The following is a 23,437-nucleotide window of genomic DNA, read 5'->3' on the forward strand; positions in this document are numbered from 1 at the left end:
CGCCCTCTCCCCCCCTCCTTCCTCCCCCCCCCCCCCCTCCCCCCCCCTCCCCTCCCCCCCCCCCCCCCCCCCCCCCCCCCCCCCCCCCCCCCCCCCCCCCCCCCCCCCCCCCCCCCCCCCCCCCCCCCCCCCCACCGGCCGTCGATCAGCTGCCGAAGAAGACCTCGGCCTCGGCGTACCGCTCCAGCGGCACGGTCTTCAGCTCCCGGGTGGCCTCAGCGAGCGGGACCCGGATGATGTCCGTGCTCTTCATCGCGACCATCTTGCCCCAGTCGCCCTCGTGCGCCGCGTCGATGGCGTGCAGGCCGAGGCGGGTGGCGAGAACCCGGTCGAACGCGGTCGGCGTGCCGCCGCGCTGGATGTGGCCGAGCACCACGGTGCGGGCCTCCTTGCCGGTCTTGGCCTCCAACTGCTCGGCGAGCCACTGGCCGATGCCGCCGAGGCGGACGTGGCCGAACGCGTCCAGCTCCTGGTTGTGCAGGACCATCTGGCCCTCCAGCGGCTGGGCGCCCTCGGCGACCACGACGATCGGGGCGTACTGGTGCTGGAAGCGCTTCTCGACGTACCCGGCGACCTGCTCGACGTCGAACTGCCGCTCGGGCAGCAGGATCACGTTGGCGCCGCCGGCCAGGCCGGCGTGCAGGGCGATCCAGCCGGCGTGCCGGCCCATCACCTCGACGACCAGGGTGCGGTGGTGGCTCTCCGCGGTGGTGTGCAGGCGGTCGATCGCCTCCATGGCGATGTTGACCGCGGTGTCGAAGCCGAAGGTGTAGTCGGTGGCGCCGAGGTCGTTGTCGATGGTCTTCGGCACGCCGACGACCTTGACGTCCAGTTCGTGCAGCTTGGTGGCGACGCCGAGGGTGTCCTCGCCGCCGATGGCGATCAGCGCGTCAACGCCCTGGGCGGCCAGGTTCTCCTTGATCCGCTCGACCCCGCCGTCGATCTTGAACGGGTTGGTCCGGGACGAGCCGAGGATGGTGCCGCCGCGCGGCAGGATGCCGCGGACCTCCGCGATGCCCAGCGGCTTGGTCAGGCCCTCCAGGGGGCCCTTCCAGCCGTCCCGGAAGCCCACGAACTCGTGACCGTAGGTGGCGACGCCCTTGCGGACCACCGCCCGAATCACCGCGTTGAGACCAGGGCAGTCGCCGCCGCCGGTGAGCACGCCGATACGCATGATCTGCTCATCCTCCTGGAGCATCAGGTAAAGCCCGGATAAGCCCCAGGATATGTGTCAGATCAGACCATCGGCGCCGTTGCCGGCCCGGGGCGGGCCGTCAGTGCGCACTGTAGTCGGCGTAGGTGTCCGCCGACACCGCGCCCCGGCCCGTTTCCGGCCGCCGGACCGGCTACCGGTCAGTAGCTGACCTCGTGGTTCTCCCCGACCTTCGGCGGGCGTCCGGTCACCGCCGCCTTGGCGAACCCGAGCAGGTTGACCACCGCGCCGCCGGGCGAGTCCCAGTACTCCGCCGACCCGGCATGCACCTTGATCAACGTGATCCCGGGGGTGTCCAACCCGTCCGGGAACCAGGTCTTCAGCAGCGGGTTCCACAGCCGCTCGGCACGGGGCCGGTCCCAGCCCTCCTGGGCGGTGCCGGCGATCGACACCCAGGCGTGCCGGCGCTGGTCCGAGAAGCCGACGTTGACCTCCGGGTTCACCCGCAGCTGGCGGACCTTGCCGGAGTCCGCGTACGCGAAGAACCAGAGGTCCCCGTCGAACTCCGCCTCCTGCAGCGCCATCGGGCGGCTGACCAGGCGCCCGGCCACGGAGGTGGTGGTCAGCAGGCAGATCCGGGCGTCCCGGACCAGCTCGGTGACCCGGCGGCGGGCCTCCTCGGTGGTGCGCGGTGCGTTGCTCATGGTGCACTCCCTCGGGTCGGCTCGTTGCGAACCGTGCCCGGGACAGATCCGGTCAAACCTGCGCGATGGTCACCGCCCGGTCATCGCCCGCCACCGGGCCAGGTTGTGCCGGGCGTCGACCAGGGCGTCGTGCCGGTCCGCGTCGGCGTCCGGCAGCCGTGGCCGCCCCCGGTCGTCCCAGAGCTGGCGCAGCTCCTTGGTGAACCGGGGGATCTCCCGGGGCAGCGCCGGCATCGCGCCCCACAGCTGGGCCAGCACCACGTGGTCGTACGCCGCGTACCAGGCCCAGAGCTCCAACTGCTCCCCCGGCCGGTCGCGCACCGGCGCCATCAGGAACTCGTAGAGGTCGTCGCGGATCCGCTCCCGGGACCGCCAGGCCCGATCAGCCGGCGAGGGGAGCTTGTCCAGGACGTTGCGGCGCACCCAGGGCACGGCCCGGGACTCGTCGAACTCGGTGGAGACCGCGTAGAACTCGCGGCCGTACTCGTCGACGACGCCGATCGACACGAGGTCGACGATCCGGCCGTCCTCGATGAACTCGCAGTCGTAGAAGTAGCGGTAGACCATCCCGACCATCCTCGCCCACCGCCGCCGGTCGCCATCCGGCGGGGCGTCCGTCGAGGTCACGGACCCCCCGCCGCAGCTGGCAGACGGTCACGGAAGTGTCTCCGGGGGTGTACAGCACGCGACCGGGGCGTCATGATCTGATGTGTACCGCTACCGGACGCCGAACCGGTTCTGATGCCTCGTACCGGGGATGACAGGTTCACCCGGTGTGCGAGTTGTGGTCCTTGACCGGGGAGGGGTTGGGCCGTGGAGGTTCGCCTGCCGGAGCCGGGTGACGCGCTCACGGGCGTGGAGATGTTCGCCGGGCTGGAGCCGGAGGTGCGGCAGCGGGTCATCGCCGCGGCCGTACCGCGCACGTACCGCAAGGGTCAGTTGCTCTTCGTGGAGAACGACCCCGGCGAGTCCCTGATCGTGCTGCGCCGGGGGGCGGTGGCGGTGTTCCGCACCGCACCGACCGGCGAGCGGGCCGTGCTGTCGGTGATCCGACCGCCGGACGTGCTCGGCGAGGTTTCTCTGCTGGACGCCTCGACCCGGTCGGCGTCGGCGGAGGCGATCGAGGACTGCACGGCGCTGGCGCTGTCCCGCCCGGCCTTCATGGAGCTGGTGCACTCCAACCCGCGCATCCTCGACGCGGTGATGCGCTCGCTCGGCGGGCTGATCCGCCGGCTCACCGAGCAGAACGCCGACCACGTCTTCCTCGACCTGCCCGGCCGGGTGGCCAAGACGCTGGTGCGGCTGGCCGGCGAGAGCCAGGCCCCGATGATCACGATCGAGCTCAACCAGAGCCAGTTGGCCGAGATGGCCGGCGGCTCCCGGCAGAGCGTCAACCAGGCGATCGGCTCGTTCGCCAGCCGGGGCTGGCTGCGTACCGAGGGGCGCCGCATCGTGGTGACCGACGTGGCCGCGCTGCGCCGCCGCGCCGGCATGAACGACCGCTGACGGAAACACGAAGGGCCGGGGCTGCCGCCCCGGCCCTTCGTGCTGTCCGCCCCGTTCAGACGGTGGCGCTGCCCGGCCCTGCCCACGCGGTGGTGCTGCCCGGCCCGGCCCACTCGGTGCTGTCCTTGGTGCTGGACCCCTCGCTGACGATGCCCTCGGCCTGGAGCGTGGCGAGCGTGACGGCGTCCACGTCGACGGACTCCCCCGCCGAGTGCGCGACACCGTCGGCGTCGGTCCAGTCGCTCTCCAGCTTCACGTACACCATGTCTTCCCCCTTGTGATCGCGGTCGTCGTCGTCCGGCGGCATGAATGTAGTCCGCGCGGCCCCGCGGTGGCTGCCCGGACGAGTGTCCACAAGCCAACAGCCCGGTACCTGACAGGTCGGGCGACGGTGATACTCACGGTGGACGCCGCGGGGGGCGGCGCCCGGCCGGATCCGGCCGGCAGACCCACCAGTGGAGGGTGTCATCTCCGCGCAGTGTGACCGTTGTGGACGTACCGCCGCCGACGGCGACCGCTTCTGCGGTGGCTGCGGCGCGGAGCTGGGCGCGGTCTGCCCGCACTGCCTGCGCCCGCTCGCCACCGACGTGGCCTTCTGCACCTCGTGCGGATCGCCCCGCACCGGGGCGAAGCAGCCGGTCGCGGCGCCGCAGGAGGACCGGCGCCGGGTCAGCGTGCTCTTCGTCGACCTGATCGACTTCACCCCGTACGTCGAGCGGGCCGACCCGGAGCAGGTGCGGGGCATGCAGACCGGCTTCTTCTCCGCCGCCAAGCGGGTGGTCGGGCAGTACGGCGGGGTGGTCGAGAAGTACATCGGCGACGCCGTGATGGCGCTCTTCGGCGCACCGGTGGCCACCGAGACCGACGCGCTGCGCTGCGTCCGGGCCGGGCTGGAGCTGCAACGGGTGCTCACCCGGTTCGCCCCGGCGGGCCGCGACGAACTGCGCTTCCGGGTCGGGGTGGCGACTGGCGAGGCGCTGGTGGACGTGGCCGCCGCCCGCGACGGCGGGCAGGCGATCGTGGCCGGCGACGTGGTCAACACGGCGTCCCGGATGCAGTCGGTGGCGCCGCCCGGCGGGGTGTTGGCCTGCGGCACCACCCACGCGCTCACCAAGGACGCCATCCGGTACGAGGAGCAGCCGCCGGTCACCCTGCGCGGCCGCTCCAGCCCCACCGAGGTCTGGCTGGCCCTCGCCCCGGTGCGCCGCCAGCCCACCGACCGGGAACCCGACACCACCCCGCTGATCGACCGCGAGCACGAGCTGGGGCTGCTGGTCAACGCCCTGCACCGGTCGTTGCGGGACCGGCTCCCGCAGGTGGTGACGGTGTTCGGCCGGGCCGGGATCGGCAAGAGCCGGCTGGTCCGCGAGCTGTACCGGCACGCCGGCCGGCTGGTCGACGAGCCGCTGACCTGGCGGACCGGGCGGTGCCCGCCGTTCGGGGAGAACGTCACCTTCGCCGCGCTGGCCGACGTCGTGAAGACCGAGGCCGGCATCCTCGACACCGACCCGGCGCCGACGGCGGCGCAGCGGCTCACCACCGCGGTCGCGGAGCTGGTGGGGCCGGCCGAGCGGGACCGGATCGTGGACGCGCTGCGTCCGCTGGTCGGGTTGACCGGCACCACCCTGCCGGCGGAGGAGGCCGAGTCGGCGTGGCGGCGCTTCCTGCTGGCGCTGGCGGCCCGGCGCCCCACCGTGCTGGTCTTCGAGGACCTGCACTGGGCCGACGACGCCATGCTGCGCTTCGTCGAGCTGCTCGGGGCCGGCGCCCGGGACGTGCCGCTGCTGCTGCTCTGCACCGCCCGGCCGGAACTGGTCGACCGGGATCCCAGCTGGGCGGGGACGATCACCGGTTCGGTCACCATCACCCTGCCGCCGCTGCGGGACACCGGCATCGCCTCGCTCTACGCGCACATGTTCGGCCAGGCCGCGTTCCCCGCCGAGATGCTCACCCCGCTGGTCGAGGTGGCCGGCGGCAACCCGCTCTACGCCCACGAGTACGTCCGGATGCTCATCGAGCAGGGCGCGCTGCGCCAGTCGGGGCGCGGCTGGTCGCTGGAGAAGCACCTCGACCTGCCGATGCCGGAGAGCGTGCACGCGGTCATCGCCAACCGCGTCGACCTGCTCGACGCCAAGGACCGGGCGGTGCTGCTGGCCGCCTCGGTGGTGGGCGTGCAGTTCTGGCCGGGCGCGGTGGCCGCCGCACTGGGTCAGCAGGTCGAGTCGGTCGAACGGGCGCTGCGCCGGTTGGAGCAGCGCGACTTCGTGCACGAGCAGGCGGCGTCCACGATGGCCGGGCAGCCGGAGTTCCGGTTCCGGCACGTCCTGGTCCGGGACGTCTGCTACCAGCGGCTGCCGCGTACCGAGCGGGTGGCCCGGCACGAGCGGACGGCGGACTGGCTGGACGCCCTGTCGCACAGCCGGGACACCGACCTGGCCGAGGTGCTCGCCCACCACCGCTGGGCGGCCCACGAGATCGCCCGCACGCTCGGCATGGACACCCACCGCTACGCCGGCCCGGCCCGCGCCGCGCTGCACCGGGCCGCCCGCCGGGCGTACGCCCTGCACGGGCTGGACGCGGCCGCGGCGCACGCCGGCCGGGCGCTGGGTCTCGCCGACGACAGCGACCCGGTCGGCCGGCTGCAACTGGAGCTGCTCAGCACGGAGATCTCGTTCTACCGGGACGGCAACGCCTTCCTCTCCGGCGGCGGGCCGGAACAGCTGCACGCGCTGGCCGACCGGCTGCTCGCGCACGGCGACGACGCCTGCGCCGCCCGGGCCTGGACGCTGCTCGGCCAGGCGGCCTGGCTGCGCGCCGACCGGACCGCCGCGGTGGCCTGCCTGAACCGGGCGGTGGCGCTGTTCGAGCCGCTGCCCGACAGCGGCCAGAAGGCGGACGCGTACGCCGAGCTGGGCCGGCTGCACATGCTCAACTACGAGCGGGATCCGGCGGTCGCCGCGGCGGAGACCGCGGCCCGGATCGGCGAGCGGCTGGGGCTGTCGGAGACCCGGATCAACGCCCGGGTCACCGCGGCGACCGCCCGTTACCAGTCGGGTGACCGGGCGGGGCTGGACGAGCTGCACGCGCTGGTCGAGTACAGCCGGACGCAGCAGCTGCTGGCGCTGCACCGGGCGGTGCAGAACCTGGCGTACGCGGTCCGCGAGGAGGGCGACTGGCTGCGCTCGGACGCGCTGCTGACCGCCGCGCCGGAGCGTACGGCCAGCGGGCAGACGCTGACCACCAGCTACTCCGGCGAGGCGATGCGGGCGTACTTCGACGGGGACTTCGGCCGGCTGATCGCCGCCGCCGACGCCTTCGTCGACACCCCGACGGGCGGCTGGGACATGCAGGTCCGGGGGCTGCGTTCGTGCCTGCTGGTGCTGCGCGGGCAGCCGGTGCCGCCGGCGCCCCGGCCGGCCCCCGCCCCGCGGGACGGCGCCGAGCCCACCCGGCACCGGGACGACGTGGCCGCCGCGCTGGACGACGCCCGGCGCAGCGGCTTCCACCGGCCGCGCTGGACCATGCTGGGGATGGCCGCCCTGTGCCGGGCCCTGCAGGGGCGGGCCGACGAGGCGGCGGAGCTGATCGACGAGCTGGCCGGCTCCTGGTCGGTGGTGCCGGCCCTGGCCAGCGGCGAGTGGATCGCCGCCGCGGCGTACGCGGCCAGCCTGGTCGGCCGGGAGGCGGCCGTGCGGGTCCGCGCGATGCTGGACCGGCTCGACCACCGGACGCCCTGGTCGGAGGCGGCGCTGCGGACGGTGACCGGGGCCCTCGCGGCGGCGGACGGCGACCACCGCCGCGCCGGTGAACTGCACCTGGCCGGCGCGGAGATCTACGCCCGCATCCCGGACGTCACCGACCGGATGCTGGCCCTCGCCCTGGCGGTCGCCGAGCTGGACCGGGCCGGCGACGGCACGGCGGCCGCCGCGCCGCTCGCCGAGGTACGCGCCTTCGCCCAGCGGAACGAGGCCCCCGGCCTGCTCGCCCTGGCCCGCCAGCCGGTCCCCGACGCCGGCCCCGCCGTCGCCTGCTGACCCGGTGCGCCGGCGCGGGCGGGCGGGCACTGTCAGGCGGGGACCGGCTCCCGGGGCTGGGCCTTCGCCTTCTGCGCGTACATGTCGACGTACTCGCGGCCGGAGAGCTCCATCAGCTCGTACATGATCTCGTCGGTGACGGCGCGCTCGACGAACCGGTCGCCGGCCATCCCGGCGTAGCGGGAGAAGTCGAGGGGCGCGCCGAAGCGGATCCGCACCCGGCCGAGGTTGGGGATGATCTGGCCGGTCGGCTGGATCGCGTCGGAGTTGAGCATCGCCATCGGCACCACCGGCGCGCCGCTCTCCAGGGCGAGCCGGGCCACCCCGGTCTTGCCTCGGTAGAGCCGCCCGTCGGGCGAGCGGGTGCCCTCCGGGTAGATGCCCGCGATCCCGCCGGCCCGCAGCACCCTGAGCTGGGTGTCCAGCGCGGCGCGGGCGGCCCGGCCGCCGGTTCGGTCGACCGGGATGGTGCCGGAGCCGACGAAGAACATCTTGGTCAGCCAGCCCTTGATGCCCCTGCCGGTGAAGTACTCCGCCTTTGCGATGAATGTGACTTTTCGCTTGACGATGAGTGGCGTGAAGATCGAATCCGAGAAGGAGAGGTGATTGCTGGCCAGGATGACCGGGCCGGTCGCCGGGACGTTCTCCAGCCCCTCGATCTGCGGACGGAAGATCAGCCTCAGCAACGGGCCGAGGATGATGTACTTCAGCAGCCAGTACAGCAACCGGGGTCCTTCCAGGCGGACGGGGAGCCGGAAGGGGGGCCGCCGGGCACGCCCGGACCGCGCCCCGGGGCGCCGTCGGCGAGCGGGAACTGTCGGGGAGAAGCCTACGAACCGAGAGCGGCACGCCACAACGCACTCCCGGAACCGGGTGCCGACGTGTCACGATTCAGGGCACGGCGTGCGGGGCGCCGGGCGGGAGGCACCGACGGGTGCGGCGAGGAGGTGTCCGGTGTCAGCGGGTGGGCCCCGTCGGGGGCGGCGGGACAACGGGCTCGACGCGGCCGAGTACGCGGTCGCGGGCGATGTCGATCCACGCGTCGGCGAGCACCTGCTCGACGTGCTGGCCGCGGGCGGGATCGCCGCCTACCTCCAGCCCTCGGCCGACCTGAATCCGGTCACCCGCACCACCACCGTGCCGTCCCGCCCGGTCGACCGGCTCTACGTCGACCGCTCGCACCTGACCACCGCCCGGGACTACCTCACCCAGCTCGCCGACGAGGGCGCCCCCGAGCCGGCCCGGGAGGACGAGCCCGACATCGAGGCCGAGTGGGCCAAGATCGTCGCTGGCTTCCACACCGCCCCGGCGGCCGGCAGCCACCCGTGGCCCGCCGCCGAGGACGTCGACGACCCCGTCGACCCGACCGGCCCGACCGGCGCCGGCGGCGCCCGTACGGAGGAGCCCGCCGGCCCGACCGCCACCGACGTGCGGCGGCTACCGTACGCGGCGGACGTCTCGGGCATCTCGGTCGGCCGCGGCCGGCCCGACGAGCCGTCGCTCCTGGACGGGCTGGACACCTTCGGGGCCGACCTGCAGGACGACGAGGAGCACTACACCCCGCCGCCCCCGCCGCCGCTGCCGCGCTTCTCCAAGTACGCCGTCGTCGGCGTGCTCTGCATCGTGGTCGGGTTCGTGCTCTTCCTCTCCCCCACCCTGCTGCCGGTGACCGACCCGTCGGTGGTGACGCTGCTCGGCTTCACCGGCATCCTCGCCGGCTTCGTGATGCTGATCTGGCGGCTGCGTCCCGGCGACTCCGACGAGCAGGACCCGGACGACGGCGCGGTCGTCTGACCGGCCCGCCCGGATCGCGGGACGCTCGCCGTCCCCAGCCGGTCGCGTAACAGGGGTGTAACTTACGGTCAGTAGTAATACCGCTGTACGTCACTTCCCGCACCGGCTGTCCGGTTTGTTCCTCGCTCCGGTCGCCGGTCCCCTGCTGATCGGAATGCCCGAGATGCGACAGAGCCCCCTCGTGGTGGTGGCCAACCGCCTCCCCATCGACGACAGTGTGGCGCCGGACGGCGCCTGCGAGTGGCGCCGTACCCCCGGCGGCCTGGTGAGCGCCCTGCACCCCCTGCTCCGGCACACCCCGGCCACCTGGGTCGGCTGGGCCGGGGGCACCGGCCCCGCCCCGCACCTGCCGGACCTCGACGGCGTACGGATGCACAGCGTGCCGCTGAGCGGCGAAGACCTCCGCGACCACTATGAGGGGTTCGCCAACGCGACCCTCTGGCCGCTCTACCACGACGCCGTCGAGCAACCCGAGTACCACCGCCGATGGTGGGAGGCGTACCAGCGGGTCAACCAGCGGTTCGCCGAGTCCGCCGCCGAGGTGGCCGAGCCGGGCGGCCTCGTCTGGGTGCAGGACTACCACCTCCAACTGGTGCCGGGGCTGCTCCGCGAGCTCCGCCCCGACCTGCGCATCGGCTTCTTCCTGCACGTGCCGTTCCCGCCGCCGGAGCTGTTCATGCAGCTCCCCCGCCGGGCCGAGCTGCTGCGCGGCATGCTCGGCGCCGACCTGATCGGCTTCCAGCGGGCGCAGGCCGCGCACAACTTCGCCCAGCTGGTGGCGAAGGTGCTCCAGCTGCCCGCCACCGACCGGCGGATCGCGGTCGGCGACCGGGTGGTCCGGATCGGCGCCTTCCCGGTCTCCATCGACACCGCCGAGATGGCCGCGCTCGCCGCCCGGCCCGACGTCGCCGACCGGGCCCGCCGGCTCCGCCAGGACCTCGGCGGCCCCGAGCACGTCATCCTCAGCGTCGACCGGATGGACTACACCAAGGGCATCGAGCAGCGACTCAAGGCGTACCGCGAGCTGCTGGCCAGCGGGGACGTCAAGGTCCGGGACACGGTACTGATCCAGGTCGCGGTGCCCAGCCGGGAGCGGGTCGGCCAGTACCAGATCCTGCGGGACCGGGTGGAACACCAGGTCGGCCGGATCAACGGCGAGTTCGGCCGGGTCGGCGAGCCGGCCATCCACTACCACACCCAGCCCTTCGACCGGGCCGAGCTGGCCGCCCTCTACCGGATCGCCGACGTGATGGCGGTGACCCCGCTGCGGGACGGGATGAACCTGGTGGCCAAGGAGTACGTCTCCGCCCGGGTGGACGACACCGGCGCGCTGCTGCTCAGCGAGTTCGCCGGGGCGGCCGCCGAACTGCCCCAGGCGTACCTGGTGAACCCGCACGACCTGGAGGGGCTCAAGCAGGAGCTGCTGCGGGCGTTGCGGGCCACGCCGGAGGACGTCGCCGCCCGGATGCGGGCGATGCGGGAGCACCTGCGCCGCAACGACATCCACGCCTGGGCGGGGTCCTACCTGAGCGCGCTGGAGGAGAGCGACTCCCTGCTCGGCCGGCGCGCCACGCCCGACTGAGCGCGGCGCTCAGTCGGGCGCCGGCGCCGGATCCTTGTCCAGCCAGTCCAGGATCGCGTCGATCGGCTCCCGCCAGCGGGCGTCGAGCATCAGGTCGTGCCCCATGCCGGGGAAGAGCAGCGGGGCCGAGGCGTACCGGCGGGCGGCCCGGGTCAGCGCCGACGCCGGCACCACCCGGTCGTCCGGGCTGCCCAGCACCAGCACCGGCGGGCGGCCCACCGCCGGCTCCGGGTCCCGGCCGGTGAGCAGCTGCCACTGCGCCCGCCGGCTGGCCCGGCCCAGCCGAGAGACGTACCGGCGGGCCTCGGCGTCGGGCAGGTCCCGGCTGAACAGCTGCCGGCGGTTCAGCCGCAGGCCGGCGCCGAAGACCGCCGGCAGCGTGCCGACGGGGTTGCGCCGCAGCGCCGTGCCGAACGTCGCCCAGCCGCCGAGCACCGGCGCCACCAGCACCGCCGCCCGGGCCGGGTAGCGGGCCATGGCGTGCGCGACGACCCGGGCGCCGGCCCCGTGCCCCACCAGCACCGCCTGCCGCGGCAGGCCCGCCGCCGCCTGGACCACGTCATGGGTGTACGCGCGCAGCGTCGCGCCCGACGCCGCGTCGCTGCCGCCGTGCCCGCGCAGGCTCAGCGCGTACGCCGGGAAGCCGCGCGAGGCGGCGTGCTCCAGCCAGTGCTCGGCGAACGCCCACGCCCCGTGCCCGAAGCCGGGCACGAGGAGCAGCGGCGACTTCGCCTGCTCCAGCTCGGGCACCGCGGCCAGCACCTCGCGGCGGGCGGGGCGCTCCGGCCGGGCCCACTCCCACGCCCGGACAACCCGAACCCGTTCGGCGGTCACTTCCCCTCCAGGTCGTAGAGGGCGCGCTGGAGTGCGCGCAGGTAGTCGGCGTGCCCGACCTCGAACCAGTGCCGGGTGCTGTCCTTGACCCGGGCCGAGTACCGCTCGCCGAGGCCGGCGGTGACCCGGCGGCCGAAGGCGGCGGCCCGCTCCGGCCGGCTGGTCCGGAGGCCGAGCAGGCGGGCGAAGAGCACGCTCTGCCAGTGCGAGATGGCGAAGATGCCGGAGTCCGGCTGGACTAGACCCACCACGGCGAGCGTGGGGTGACCGGCGGCGAAGGCGTTGAGCCAGAGCCGGGGGCGGCCGGAGCCCTCCTCGTCGCCGAGCACCCGACCCTCGAGAAACTCGAAGCGGGGCAGGTAGCCGGTGGCGAAGACGACCAGCTCCGGGTCGATCTGCCGGCCGTCGGTCAGCTCGACCGTCCGGTCGTGGAACCGGGCCACGTCCGGCACCGGGGTGATCCCGCCGTGGCCGACGTAGTAGACGAGCTGGCTGTTGGCGATCGGGTGGGTCTCGTACACCCGGTGGTCGGGCCTGGGCAGGCCGAACCGGGTCAGGTCGCCGACGGTCAGTCGCAACGTCCAGTGGTAGAGCCACTGGCGTACCCGCAGCGGCACCCGCAGCGCGAGCAGGGTGTCGTTGACCTGGTCGGCGGGGCGACCGAAGACGTACTTCGGGGCGTACCAGTAGCCCCGGCGGGTGGAGTGCCAGCAGTGGGACGCCTGCTGGGCAGCCTCGACCGCGATGTCGCAGCCGGTGTTGCCGGCGCCGACCACCAGCACCCGCTTGCCGCGCAGCTGGGCCGGGTCCTTGTAGGACGAGGCGTGCATGACCTCGCCGCGGAACTCCTCCAGGCCCTCGTACCGGGGCAGCTTCGGCGACCAGTTGTGCCCGTTGGCCAGCACCACCGCCGCGTACCGGGAGGTGCGCTCCGGGCCGTATCCGCCGGTGCTGCGGGTGGTGACGTCCCAGCGGTCCCCCTCGACCGGCTCGACCCGGACCACCTCGGTGCCGAACCAGATGTGCTGGCGCAGGTCGAAGTGGTCGGCGTAGCGCTCGAAGTAGGACAACAGCTGGGCGTGGTGCGGGTAGTCCGGCCAGTCGTCCGGCATCGGGAAGTCGGGGAACTGGGTGAACGGCCGGGACGAGATGAGGTGGGTGCTGGCGTACACCGGGCTGCGGTCGTGCCGCCAGTTCCAGGCGCCGCCGACGCCGGTCTCCCGCTCGTAGCAGTCGACGCCGAAGCCGTGCTCGCGGAGGTTCTTCACCGCGGTGAGGCCGCTGGCCCCGGCCCCGATGACGCAGACGGTGTCGCCGCGGTCGGAGACCGGGCGGCCGTCCCGGGTCAGGGCGGCCGTCGTGTCCGGGTCGGGGCGGCCGAGGTCGGTGGAGGAGGACACCGGGGAAATCTCCTTTGTGCGGCACGCGTGCCGGGTCGGTGCGAAATCCTGCCGAGAATGCCCGCCGTTGTCCAGCCGCCCCGGCTCGACAATATCGACGAGGCCGGCCCCGTGACGGTGAGTAGCGGGTCTTTCGATTACTCACCGTGCGCTCCGGCTGCCGCCGCCCACCATCCCCTCGGCGGCTTTGCTCTGCTGCCGTTTCCGCAACACCTCGCTGAGCTGCCGCATCGCCGATCACTCTCCGATCCGATGCACGGCACCGCAGTCACAGCCGGTGACTGTTGCGTAGGTGGCAGCAGAGCAAAGGCGCCGACGCCACCGCAGCGGCGGTCAGTCGCCGACGGGCAGCAGCAGGTCGACCAGGATCGGGAAGTGGTCGCTCGCCTGCCGGGCCCGCGGCGTGTCCACCACGTCGTAGTCGACGACCGTGATCCGGGGGTCCACGAAGAGCGCGTCGATGCGCCGGCGGGGGTTCGCGCAGGAGTAGGTGTGCCGGTCGGCCCGATCCGTCGCCGCCGCCGCGTCGGTCAGTCCTTCCGCGACGGTCCGCCAGGCCGGCCCGTCCGGCCCCTCGTTGAGGTCGGCCCCGGCGACCACCGGCAGCGTCGCGGCGGCCAGTTCCCGCTTGAACGCCGCCGCCTGGGCGGGCCGTTCGGCCGGGTCGGTGGAGAGGTGGGAGCCGGCCAGCAGGAACCGGGTCCCACCCACCAGGCACTCGGCGTACGCGGCCCCGCGCAGATGGCGTCCGGGGGTGAGCGGGTAGCGCTGGCAGCGGGTGCCGGACACCCGCACCCGGAGGCTGGTGAGCAGCAGGTTGCCCAGCGACGGCAGGCCGCCGGCCGCCACCACCAGGCCGAACGAGTCGGCCAGCGTGGCGCACTTCTGCCGCCACCGGAACCGCCGCGGCCCCTCCTGGACGATCACCACGTCCGGCTCGGCCGCGCGGACCACCTCGGCCAGCGCGGCGGTGTCGTCCCGCTGGCTGTGGATGTTGTACGACACCACCCGCAGCCGCACCCCGGCGCCGGCGGCTCCGGCGGCGCTCACAGGCGCCGGGCGAGGTCGGCGGCGCCGATGACCCCGGCGCTGTTACCCAGCTCCGCGGGCCGGATCTCGGCCACCGGGAGGCGGCTGCGCTGGGCGAGTGCCTCGCGGTACGAGCGGCGGGCCGGGCCCATCAGCAGGTCACCGGCGTCGATCACCCCGCCGCCGACGACGAGCACCTGCGGGTCCAGGATCTGCGCCATGTCCGCCATGCTGGTGCCGAGCCAGCGCCCGACCTGGGCGAACGCCTCGGCGGAGACCGGGTCCCCGCCCTTCGCGGCGGCGGTCACCATCGGGCCGGTGATCGCCTCGGCCTCACCGCCGGCCAGCTCCAGCAGGGCGGTGGCCCGGTGCGGCTCCTGGCGCGCGGCGGCGCGGGCGAACCGGACCAGGGCGCTGCCGCTGGCGTACTGCTCGATGCAGCCCAGCCGGCCGCAGCCGCACTGGTGGCCGTCCGGCACGGTGAGCATGTGTCCCAGCTCGGCCGCGATGCCGTTGGCCCCCCGGAGCAGCTCCCCGCCGAGCACGATGCCCCCGCCGACGCCGGTGCCGATGGTGAACATGACCATCGAGTCGTCGGCGTGCCGGGCCGCGCCGTAGCGGAACTCCGCCCACGCGGCGACGTTGGCGTCGTTCTCCACGATCACCGGCAGGCCGGTGGCGCCGCTGACGTACTCGCGCAGCGGCTCGTCCCGCCAGGCCAGGTTGGGGGCGAAGAGGACGGTGGAGCGGGAGGCGTCGATCCAGCCGGCCGCGCCGATGCCGACCGCCGTCACGGTGTGGCCGGTCGCCAGCTCGGTGACCAGCTCGATGATGGTGTCGCGGGTCTTGGCCACGTCATCGGCGGGGGTGTCCCGTCGCGTCTGCACGAGAACCTTGCCGGTGTCGTCCACGACACCGCCGGCCACCTTCGTGCCACCGACGTCGACTCCGATGGTCAGCGTCACCGCTGCCACTCCCCTCTGCTGTGCTGCCTGACCTCAGCCGGAACCGGCCGGGCGAGGTCAGGATGACCGTGGTCAGGCCCCGTCGCCTGGTGCGTCCTCGCCCACCTCGCCGGACGCCCGCGAGGCGGGCACCACGGGACGGCCGGCCGGCGGCCGGGTCGCCGGCACGTCCGGCCCGGCGGCGTCGGCGGGCTCCGACGACTCCTGCTCGGCGCGTCTGTCGCCACGCCACGACCTGGAGCCGTCGACGGCACCCGGATCGGCCGCCTCCTCCCCCCGGGTGGCGGCGGACCACACGTCCTGCTCGGGTGCCGGCTGAGAATCATGCCCGGTACGGGTGGCCTCGCGCCACACGTGGTCCCCGGTCGGGTTCCCGGCGGTCGCGCCGTCGCCGCCGCCGGCGCCCGGCGCGGCGGGTTCGGCCGGGGCGAACGCGCGCAGCAGGCTGGCCACCCCGGCGGCGAGATCACCCGCGCCGGTGGCGAGTCGCTCGGCGAATTCGGGACTCGGATCACGCAACGCGGCGATACCACGGCAGACCGGACAGACGCAGCATTCCGGCGATCCGGTGGCGAAACCCGCGCCGCTCCCGGCGCCCCCGGCGGACCCGCCGCCCGGGCCGCCGGCGTCGCCGCCCCCGGGGGTGTGACCGAGGACACCCGACAGGATCCCACCGAGCGGACCCCAGGGGCCGGCCCCGGGCGCGGCGGCGGCCAGCCGGGCGGTGGCCAGCAGCATGGCGACGAGGCGCTCGGCCTCTTCCCGGGCCGAACCCGGATCAGTGGTGCCCATGGGTCGGCTCCTCTACCGTGACGACCGGTTCGACGGTCGGGTCAGTGGGCCGCACCGGATGCTTCTACCCGGCGCTTGAGCTGCTTCAACGCCGCATCCATGATCATTTTCTCGGCCTTGCGGCGAAACATGCCGAGCATGCCCACGGAGAGCTCCACCTCCAGGGTGTAGGTCACCGTGGTGGTCCCGTCCGGGTTGCCGACCAGGTCGTACGACCCGCGCTGGGACTTCTGCATCTTCGAGGGCGCCACCAGGTGCCACTCGATCCGGGAGATGTCCTCGGCGTACTCGTAGGCCAGCACGTACTCGTCGGCCATGACGCCGGCGTCGAGGGTGAACCGGACCTGGCTGGCGTAGCCGTCCTCGTACTCCTCGATCACCTCCGCCCGCCGCACCGCCTCGGCCCACTCCGGGTAGCGGGGGAAGTCGCAGATGACCGCCGCCACCCGGTCCGGTGACGCGCCGATGATGATCGACTGGGTGGAGGTGTCCGCCATGGGGGGAGGCTACCCGGCGCCGACCACCGGCGCGGCGTTCCACCCCGCCGGCCGCGCCGCGTGGCACCGCACCGCGCCGCCCCGGGCGTCCCATCAGCCGGGCGGGCAACCTCCCCGGCCGACCCGACCGAACCAGCGGGTAGGTTTCGACAGAGCCGTCCCAGGGCCGGCCCCGGCCAGTGCGAGCACGAGGGAGTGCAGGTGCGCGAGTTCTCCGTCCCGCCGATCGTCACCGTCGGCGACGCGGCCAACCTGACCGACCCGGTCTGGGAAAACGCCGAGGTCGCCGCCGACACCGTGCAGTTCGTCCGGCGCACCTCCGACGGGGCCGCTGTGAACGTCACCTGCCGCCAGTTCCGCGACGAGGTGGTCGCAGTCGCCCGCGGCCTGGTCGCGGCCGGCATCTCCCCCGGCGACCGGGTCGCGCTGATGAGCCGCACCCGCTACGAGTGGACCCTGTTCGACTACGCCATCTGGGCCGCCGGCGCGGTCACCGTGCCGATCTACGAGACCTCCAGCGCGGAGCAGGCGGCCTGGATCCTCGCCGACTCCGGCGCGGTCGCCGTCATTGTGGAGAGCACCGCCCACGTCACCCTCGTCGCCGGCGTCCGGGACCGGCTGCCCGAGCTGCGCGAGGTCTGGCAGATCGAGCTCGGCGCGGTGGACCAGCTGGTCGCCGCCGGCGAGTCCGTCGACCTGGCCGAGATCGAGGTCCGCCGCAGCACGCTGAAGGCCGACGACGTCGCCACCATCATCTACACCAGTGGCACCACCGGCCGCCCCAAGGGCTGCGTGCTCACCCACCGCAACATCTACGCCGACATCGCCAACGCCGTACCGGTGCTGCCGAACCTGTTCCGCCCGGGCGCGTCCACCCTGCTCTTCCTGCCGCTCGCGCACGCCTTCGCCCGGCTCATCCAGGTCGGCGTGGTGCAGGCCCGGACCACCATGGCGCACTGCGCGGACACCAAGAACCTGGTCGGCGAGCTCCAGGACTTCAAGCCCACCTTCGTGCTCTCCGTACCCCGGGTCTTCGAGAAGGTGTACAACGGTGCCCGACAGAAGGCCGAGGCGGAGGGCAAGGGCAAGATCTTCGAGCGCGCCGAGAAGGTCGCGATCGCGTACAGCGAGGCGCTGGAGACCGCCGACGGGCCCGGCCTGGCGCTGCGCGCCCAGCACGCGCTCTTCGACAAGCTGGTCTACCGCAAGCTGCGGGCGGCGATGGGCGGCCGGTGCCGGGACGCGATCTCCGGTGGCGCGCCGCTCGGCGCCCGGCTCGGGCACTTCTTCCGGGGCGTCGGCGTGGCCATCTGCGAGGGGTACGGCCTCACCGAGACCTCCCCCGCCGCCGCCGCGAACCTGCCCGGCCACACCCGGGTCGGCACGGTGGGGCGCCCGCTGCCCGGCGTGACCATCCGGATCGCGGACGACGGCGAGATCCTGATCTCCGGCGACATCGTCTTCCGGAGCTACTGGCACAACGAGTCGGCCACCGCCGAGGCGCTCACCACTGACGGCTGGTTCCGCACCGGCGACCTCGGCCAGCTCGACGAGGACGGCTACCTGAGCATCACCGGCCGGAAGAAGGAGATCATCGTGACCGCCGGCGGCAAGAACGTCGCCCCGGCGGTGCTGGAGGACCAGGTCCGGGCCCACCCGCTGGTCAGCCAGTGCCTGGTGGTCGGCGACCGACAGCCGTTCATCGCCGCGCTGGTCACCATCGACGAGGAGGCGCTGCCGAAGTGGCTGGAGGCGCACGGCCGGCCGGCCGAGACCGTCGTCGCCGACCTGCGCGAGGACGAGGCGCTGCAGGCCGAGATCCAGGGCGCGGTCGACCAGGCCAACCAGTCGGTCTCCAAGGCCGAGGCGATCAAGGTGTTCCGGATCCTGCCGCAGGACTTCACCGAGGCCACCGGTGAGTTGACCCCGTCGTTGAAGGTCAAGCGGCAGGTCGTGCACAAGACGTACGCGGCGGAGATCGCGGACATCTACCAACGCTGACTACCATCCGTCACGTGCCCGCCTCGACAGCCAGCCAGCCGCAGACCCAACCCCTGGCGGCAGCCGCGCGCCTGGTCCTCCTCGCGCTGGTCGCCGCCCTGACCCTGTTCGCCACCGGCGACCCCGCCCAGCTCTGGTGGATCGCCCTGCTGGGCGTCGCCGGGCTGCCGGCCGTGCTGGCCCCGCAGCACCGGTTGCTGGGGCTGCTCAGCCGCTTCGCCGAGGTGGTGGTCCTCGGGCTGGCCGCCAGCCAGGTCGCCGCCGACACCCACCTGACCGGGGTGACCGGCGGGCTGGGGGCCTCGGCGGTGCTGCCGTACCTGGCCGTGCCGGTGACCGTGACGGCGCTGCGCCGCAGGTACCGCGAGGGCGCGGCGCTGCTCGCGGTGGCGGCGGCCACGCTGCTGGTCAGCGCCGCCTTCACCGAGGTCGACGGCGCCCGGCAGCTCGCCCAGCTCGGCTACCTGGCGGTCTGCGCGCAGTGGCTGATCATGGCCGGGCTCGGCCTCTACACCGCCGGCACGTTCCAGCGGGTGGTCCGGGTCCGCGGTGAGAAGCCCCAGCCGTACGCGGAGGCCACCCGGCTGCTGACCCAGCTGCGCACGGTCGCCCGGCAGCTGCCCGGCGCCACCCTGGACCCGGGCGGCATCTCCGAGCACCTGCTGGAGGAGCTGCGGATGGTGGCCAAGACCGACCGGGGCGCGGTGCTGTCCGCGTCCGGCGGCGGCCGGCTGGTGGTGCTCGCCCAGATCGGCGCGGACCGGGTGGACTGGGAGACGACGCTCGACGCGGACTCGGCCATCGCCGACGCCTGGGCCAGCCAGCAGCCGCAGACCTCGAACCGGTCGCAGGCCCGCTCGCAGCACTCCGGGGAGGTGTCCGCGCTGATCGTGCCGCTGGTCGCCGGGGTGCGCACGGTCGGCCTGGTGGTCATCGAGGCGGACACCGCGCACGCGTACCCGGCGCCGGTGATGTCCCGGGTCACCGCGGAGACCGGGCCGGCGGCACTGCGCCTGGAGGCGGCCCTGCTCTTCGACGAGGTCCGGTCGCTGGCCACCAACGAGGAGCGGCAGCGGCTGGCGCGGGAGATCCACGACGGGGTCGCCCAGGAGCTGGTGATGGTCGGGTACGGCATCGACAACGCCCTGGCCACCGTGCACGACGACGCGGAGGAGACCGCCGACTCGCTGCGCACGCTGCGCCAGGAGGTCACCCGGGTGATCACCGAGCTGCGGCTCAGCCTGTTCGAGCTGCGCAGCGAGGTGGACCGGCACGGCGGGCTGGCCGCCGCGATCGCCGAGTACGCGCGGACCGTCGGCGCGTCGGGCGGGCTGCGGGTGCACCTGTCCCTGGACGAGTCGACCGCCCGGCTGCCGGCTGCCACCGAGGCGGAGCTGCTGCGCATCGCCCAGGAGGCGGTCACCAACGCGCGCAAGCACGCCGGGGCGTCGAATCTGTGGGTCACCTGTGAGGTCGACCCCCCGTACGCCCAGATCGAAGTGTCGGATGACGGTCACGGCATCGGTGACCAGCGCCCCGACGGGCACTATGGTCTTGCGATCATGGCGGAGAGGGCGGAACGTATCCGGGGCCGGCTGGAGATCAGGCCGCGGCAACCCAGCGGCACGACCGTGGCGGTGGTACTCGGCTCCTCGCCCCGGCGCGATAAGGTGCGCGGCAGCGCCGCAGCAGCAGAAGGGGAGTAACCCGAGGATGACCACTAGTCCGACACCGGCCACCCGTACCAAGGTTCTCCTTGTCGACGATCACGACCTGATCCGTAAGGGGCTGCGGCACGCCTTCGAGCGGGACCGGCAGTTCGAGGTCGTGGGCGAGGCCGCCACGGCCGCCGAAGGCGTCCGCCAGGCCGGCGCGCTGCAGCCGGACGTGGTGATCATGGACCTGCGGCTGCCCGACGGCAGCGGCCTGGAGGCGACCCGCGCGCTGCGCAAGTCCAGCGCGTCGATGGGCATCGTCGTGCTCACCATGTACGCAGGCGACGACCAGCTCTTCGGTGCCCTCGAGGCGGGCGCCAGCGCGTTCGTGCCGAAGACCGCCCCGGCCGACGAGGTGGTGGCCGCCGCCCGGCACGCCGCCTCCTCCCCCAGCGCGTTCACCGCGGCCGACCTGGCCGAGGCGATGAAGCGCCGGCTGGCCCCCTCCGGCCCGCAGCTGTCCCCCCGCGAGGGCCAGGTGCTGCGGCTGCTCGCCGACGGCATGAGCGTCGCCGGCATCGCCAAGCAGCTCTTCGTCAGCGAGTCGACGGCCAAGACGCACATCTCGAAGCTCTACGAGAAGCTGGGCGCGGCCAACCGGGCGCAGGCGCTGATGACCGCGCTGCGGCTGGGGCTGCTGGAGGCCCCGGACGCCCCCAAGTTCTGACCGCGTACGCCAGCGGCCCGCGTCCGGCACGGGACGCGGGCCGCTGCGGCGTCCCGGTCCGGCCGACCGCGTACGGTGAGCGGCCGACCGCGTAGAGACCGCGGTCTTTGCACCGGGGCGGCGGCCGGGCAGAATACCCGGGTGGTCGCGCGGGCGTGGTCCCGTGCGTCGTTCGGACAAAAGGGGCAGGGGCATGCAGCGGCCGGACTGGGCACCCGACACGATCGACATCGAGCGCCCCAGCGTCGCCCGCATGTACGACTACTACCTCGGCGGCTCGCACAACTTCGCGGCCGACCGGGCCGCGGCGCGGGCCATGGTGGAGGCCGTGCCGGAGGCCCCGCTGATGGCCCAGGCCAACCGGGCGTTCCTCCGCCGGGCGGTGCAGTTCCTCGCCGAGTCCGGGGTACGCCAGTTCCTCGACATCGGCTCCGGCATCCCGACCGTGGGCAACGTGCACGAGATCGCCCATGGGATCGACCCGGAGTGCCGGGTGGTCTACGTCGACGTGGACCCGGTCGCGGTGGCGCACAGCCGGGAGATCCTGGCCGGCAACGACCGGGCCACGGTGATCCAGGAGGACCTGCGCCGGCCGGCGGCGATCCTCCAGCACCCCGAGGTCACCAAGCTGCTGGACTTCACCCAGCCGGTGGCCGTGATGATCGTGGCGGTGCTGCACTTCATCCCCGACGCCGACCGGCCGGAGGAGATCCTGCGGACCCTGCGGGCGGCGCTGGCCCCCGGCAGCTGTCTGGTGATGTCGCAGGCCAGCGACGACGACCGGGGCGAGACCGGCGAGCGGGCGGAGGCCGAGCGGGTCTACCGCCGCACCGACAGCCAGCTCTGGTTCCGCAGCCGGGCCGAGCTGACCGCACTCTTCGCCGGCTTCGAGCTGGTCGACCCGGGCGTGGTCTGGGTGCCGCAGTGGCGGCCGGACTCCCCGGAGCAGGCGGAGGACGCCGCGAAGGCGGTCTTCATCGGCGGCGTCGGGCGGCTCGGTGGCTGAGTCGGCCGGCGCGCGCCGCTCCTGCCCCGGCACCTTCGCCCGGGCCTGGGCCAAGGCGGTCTCCGGGACGAGCTACCTGCCGATGACCCAGGCCCAGCTGGAGGCGCTGCTGCAGCGGCTCACCGAGCGGCTGGCCGTGGCGATCCAGTCGGAGCCGTTCGACCTGCGCATCGGCCAGCAGGTCGGCGCGGAGCTGGTGCAGGCGCACATCGCCTCCGCCGAGGGGCTCGGCCGTACCGTCGAGGTCATCCAGCTGCGCCTGGTGCGCGACCTCGGCCTGGTCGCCGAGGACGTGGAGGACCGGATGGCCCGGCTGCTCGCCACCGTGGCCACCGGGTACGCCCGCGCCCTGCGCGACCGCACGCTGGACGAGCAGGAGTCGATCCGGCGGGCCGCGATGATGGCCCGCGCGCAGGCCGAACGGGCGCTGCGGGAGAGCGAGGCGCGGTTCCGCCACCAGGCCACCCACGACCCGCTGACCGACCTGCCCAACCGCACCCTGTTCACCGAGCGGCTCGCCGCCGCCATCGCCGGGGTCGACCGGGTCGGGGTGTGCTTCCTCGACCTGGACCGGTTCAAAGTGGTCAACGACAGCCTCGGCCACCAGATCGGCGACCTGCTGCTGGTCTCCGTGGCGCAACGGCTGCGGCGGGCCCTCGGCGAGCACCTGGTGGCCCGGCTCGGCGGCGACGAGTTCGTCATCCTGGTCGAGCGCACCGCCGGCACCGACGACGTGGTGCGGGTCGCCGAGGCGGCGCTCGCCGTGGTCGGCGAGCCGACCCTGGTCGACGGGCACGAGCTGGCCGTCTCGGCCAGCATCGGCATCGTCGAGCGGCCGGCGGCCGGCACCTCGCCGATGGAGCTGATGCGGGCCGCCGACAGCACCCTGCACTGGGCCAAGGCGGCCGGCGGCGCCGGCTGGTCCCTCTTCGACGCCGACCGCAACCGGCACGAGCTGGCCCGGTACGCCCTCTCCGCGGCCATCCCGGCCGCCCTCGACCGGGGCGAGTTCTACCTGGACTACCAGCCGCTGACCGCGCTGCGCGACGGCCGGGTGCTCGGCATGGAGGCGCTGGTCCGCTGGCGCCACCCGGAGCTGGGCGTGCTCCGGCCGGACAGCTTCATCGGGCTGGCCGAGGAGACCGGGCTGATCGTGCGGCTGGGCGCCTGGGTGCTGGCCGAGGCGTGCCGGGAGGCGCGGGAGTGGGCCACGGTGGCCGGCGCCGCCCCGTTCGTCAGCGTCAACCTGGCCGTGCAGCAGGTACGCCGGCCGGGGCTGGTGGACGAGGTGCGCGAGCTGCTGCGGCGCACCGGCCTGCCGCCCGGGCGGCTCCAGCTGGAGATCACCGAGAGCACCATGATGAGCACCGCCGAGGAGCCGGTACGCGCGCTGCGGGTGCTGGCCGACCTGGGCGTCCGGATCGCCATCGACGACTTCGGCACGGGCTACTGCAACCTGGCGTACCTGCGTGGCCTGCCGGTGACCGAGCTGAAGGTGGCCGGCGAGTTCGTGACCGGGCTGCGCGCCCCGGCCGACGACCCGGCCAGCCGCACCGACGAGCGGATCCTCGCCTCGCTGGTGTCGCTGGCCCACGCACTGAAGGTGACGGTGACCGCCGAGGGCGTGGAGACCGCCGAGCAGGCCGAACGGCTGCGGGCGATCGGCTGCGACGCGGCGCAGGGCTGGCACTTCGGCCGGCCGGGGCCGGCGCGGCAGCACCTGGACCGCTCCCCCGCCCTCACCGCCACCAGCTGACC

20 protein-coding genes are annotated in these 23,437 nt (G+C 74.0%); 9 read left to right on the plus strand and 11 right to left on the minus strand.

The window, feature by feature from the left end; all coding sequences use genetic code 11:
- Positions 1-145 precede the first annotated feature (145 nt).
- The 3 genes from ACZ6S5_RS30090 to ACZ6S5_RS30100 form a co-directional block, all read right to left on the minus strand.
- Entirely contained in the window at positions 146-1,174 is a 1,029-nt protein-coding gene (locus ACZ6S5_RS30090) for a 6-phosphofructokinase (protein ID WP_466005629.1), read from the minus strand.
- 179 nt (positions 1,175-1,353) lie between these two features.
- Complete coding sequence (locus tag ACZ6S5_RS30095) at positions 1,354-1,857, minus strand: pyridoxamine 5'-phosphate oxidase family protein (protein ID WP_466005605.1); 504 nt, start codon at positions 1,855-1,857, stop codon at positions 1,354-1,356.
- Between the two features lie 69 nt (positions 1,858-1,926).
- On the minus strand, positions 1,927-2,424 hold the full coding sequence (locus ACZ6S5_RS30100) for a polyadenylate-specific 3'-exoribonuclease AS (RefSeq protein ID WP_466005630.1): 498 nt from the start codon (positions 2,422-2,424) through the stop codon (positions 1,927-1,929).
- Between the two features lie 246 nt (positions 2,425-2,670).
- On the opposite strand from ACZ6S5_RS30100, the gene ACZ6S5_RS30105 reads away from it, so the two are divergent.
- Positions 2,671-3,363 carry a Crp/Fnr family transcriptional regulator gene (locus ACZ6S5_RS30105; RefSeq protein ID WP_148803276.1) on the plus strand — a complete coding sequence of 231 codons (693 nt, stop codon included), beginning with the start codon at positions 2,671-2,673 and terminating at the stop codon, positions 3,361-3,363.
- Positions 3,364-3,418: 55 nt separating this feature from the next.
- Here ACZ6S5_RS30105 and ACZ6S5_RS30110 read toward each other — a convergent pair whose 3' ends face one another.
- Positions 3,419-3,628, minus strand: coding sequence for a hypothetical protein (locus ACZ6S5_RS30110; RefSeq protein ID WP_466005606.1), 210 nt, complete (start codon positions 3,626-3,628; stop codon positions 3,419-3,421).
- 190 nt (positions 3,629-3,818) lie between these two features.
- On the opposite strand from ACZ6S5_RS30110, the gene ACZ6S5_RS30115 reads away from it, so the two are divergent.
- On the plus strand, positions 3,819-7,397 hold the full coding sequence (locus ACZ6S5_RS30115) for an ATP-binding protein (protein WP_466005607.1): 3,579 nt from the start codon (positions 3,819-3,821) through the stop codon (positions 7,395-7,397).
- Between the two features lie 32 nt (positions 7,398-7,429).
- Here ACZ6S5_RS30115 and ACZ6S5_RS30120 read toward each other — a convergent pair whose 3' ends face one another.
- Positions 7,430-8,122, minus strand: coding sequence for a lysophospholipid acyltransferase family protein (locus tag ACZ6S5_RS30120; RefSeq protein WP_466005608.1), 693 nt, complete (start codon positions 8,120-8,122; stop codon positions 7,430-7,432).
- Between the two features lie 229 nt (positions 8,123-8,351).
- Here ACZ6S5_RS30120 and ACZ6S5_RS30125 point away from each other — a divergent pair, with 229 nt between their 5' ends.
- Positions 8,352-9,191 carry a DUF308 domain-containing protein gene (locus ACZ6S5_RS30125; protein ID WP_466005609.1) on the plus strand — a complete coding sequence of 280 codons (840 nt, stop codon included), beginning with the start codon at positions 8,352-8,354 and terminating at the stop codon, positions 9,189-9,191.
- 163 nt (positions 9,192-9,354) lie between these two features.
- Positions 9,355-10,773, plus strand: coding sequence for an alpha,alpha-trehalose-phosphate synthase (UDP-forming) (locus ACZ6S5_RS30130; protein WP_466005610.1), 1,419 nt, complete (start codon positions 9,355-9,357; stop codon positions 10,771-10,773).
- 9 nt (positions 10,774-10,782) lie between these two features.
- On the opposite strand, the gene ACZ6S5_RS30135 is transcribed toward ACZ6S5_RS30130, so the two are convergent.
- The 6 genes from ACZ6S5_RS30135 to ACZ6S5_RS30160 all read right to left on the minus strand — a co-directional run bounded on the left by ACZ6S5_RS30135 (position 10,783) and on the right by ACZ6S5_RS30160 (position 16,290).
- Complete coding sequence (locus ACZ6S5_RS30135) at positions 10,783-11,607, minus strand: alpha/beta hydrolase (protein ID WP_466005611.1); 825 nt, start codon at positions 11,605-11,607, stop codon at positions 10,783-10,785.
- Positions 11,604-13,007 carry a flavin-containing monooxygenase gene (locus tag ACZ6S5_RS30140; RefSeq protein WP_466005612.1) on the minus strand — a complete coding sequence of 468 codons (1,404 nt, stop codon included), beginning with the start codon at positions 13,005-13,007 and terminating at the stop codon, positions 11,604-11,606. The genes ACZ6S5_RS30135 and ACZ6S5_RS30140 overlap by 4 nt, the downstream gene beginning before the upstream one ends.
- 333 nt (positions 13,008-13,340) lie before the next feature.
- Entirely contained in the window at positions 13,341-14,057 is a 717-nt protein-coding gene (locus ACZ6S5_RS30145; protein WP_466005613.1) for an endonuclease/exonuclease/phosphatase family protein, read from the minus strand.
- A complete protein-coding gene (locus ACZ6S5_RS30150) occupies positions 14,054-15,010 on the minus strand; it encodes an ROK family glucokinase (RefSeq protein ID WP_466005614.1) in 957 nt (318 codons plus the stop codon). The genes ACZ6S5_RS30145 and ACZ6S5_RS30150 overlap by 4 nt, the downstream gene beginning before the upstream one ends.
- A gap of 63 nt (positions 15,011-15,073) precedes the next feature.
- Entirely contained in the window at positions 15,074-15,793 is a 720-nt protein-coding gene (locus ACZ6S5_RS30155) for a hypothetical protein (RefSeq protein ID WP_466005615.1), read from the minus strand.
- Positions 15,794-15,834: 41 nt separating this feature from the next.
- Positions 15,835-16,290, minus strand: coding sequence for an SRPBCC family protein (locus ACZ6S5_RS30160; protein ID WP_466005616.1), 456 nt, complete (start codon positions 16,288-16,290; stop codon positions 15,835-15,837).
- 201 nt (positions 16,291-16,491) lie between these two features.
- On the opposite strand from ACZ6S5_RS30160, the gene ACZ6S5_RS30165 reads away from it, so the two are divergent.
- From ACZ6S5_RS30165 to ACZ6S5_RS30185, 5 genes are all read left to right on the plus strand, one after another.
- Positions 16,492-18,291 (plus strand): AMP-dependent synthetase/ligase, encoded by a 1,800-nt coding sequence (locus ACZ6S5_RS30165; protein ID WP_466005617.1) that lies wholly within the window; start codon positions 16,492-16,494, stop codon positions 18,289-18,291.
- Positions 18,292-18,305: 14 nt separating this feature from the next.
- Positions 18,306-19,997 (plus strand): GAF domain-containing sensor histidine kinase, encoded by a 1,692-nt coding sequence (locus ACZ6S5_RS30170; protein WP_466005618.1) that lies wholly within the window; start codon positions 18,306-18,308, stop codon positions 19,995-19,997.
- 7 nt (positions 19,998-20,004) lie between these two features.
- Positions 20,005-20,673 (plus strand): response regulator transcription factor, encoded by a 669-nt coding sequence (locus ACZ6S5_RS30175; RefSeq protein WP_007072219.1) that lies wholly within the window; start codon positions 20,005-20,007, stop codon positions 20,671-20,673.
- Between the two features lie 193 nt (positions 20,674-20,866).
- Complete coding sequence (locus ACZ6S5_RS30180; RefSeq protein ID WP_466005619.1) at positions 20,867-21,679, plus strand: SAM-dependent methyltransferase; 813 nt, start codon at positions 20,867-20,869, stop codon at positions 21,677-21,679.
- Between the two features lie 82 nt (positions 21,680-21,761).
- Complete coding sequence (locus ACZ6S5_RS30185; RefSeq protein WP_466005631.1) at positions 21,762-23,435, plus strand: putative bifunctional diguanylate cyclase/phosphodiesterase; 1,674 nt, start codon at positions 21,762-21,764, stop codon at positions 23,433-23,435.
- Positions 23,436-23,437: the final 2 nt, after the last annotated feature.

The sequence above is a fragment of the Micromonospora sp. NPDC051924 genome, assembly GCF_055586005.1.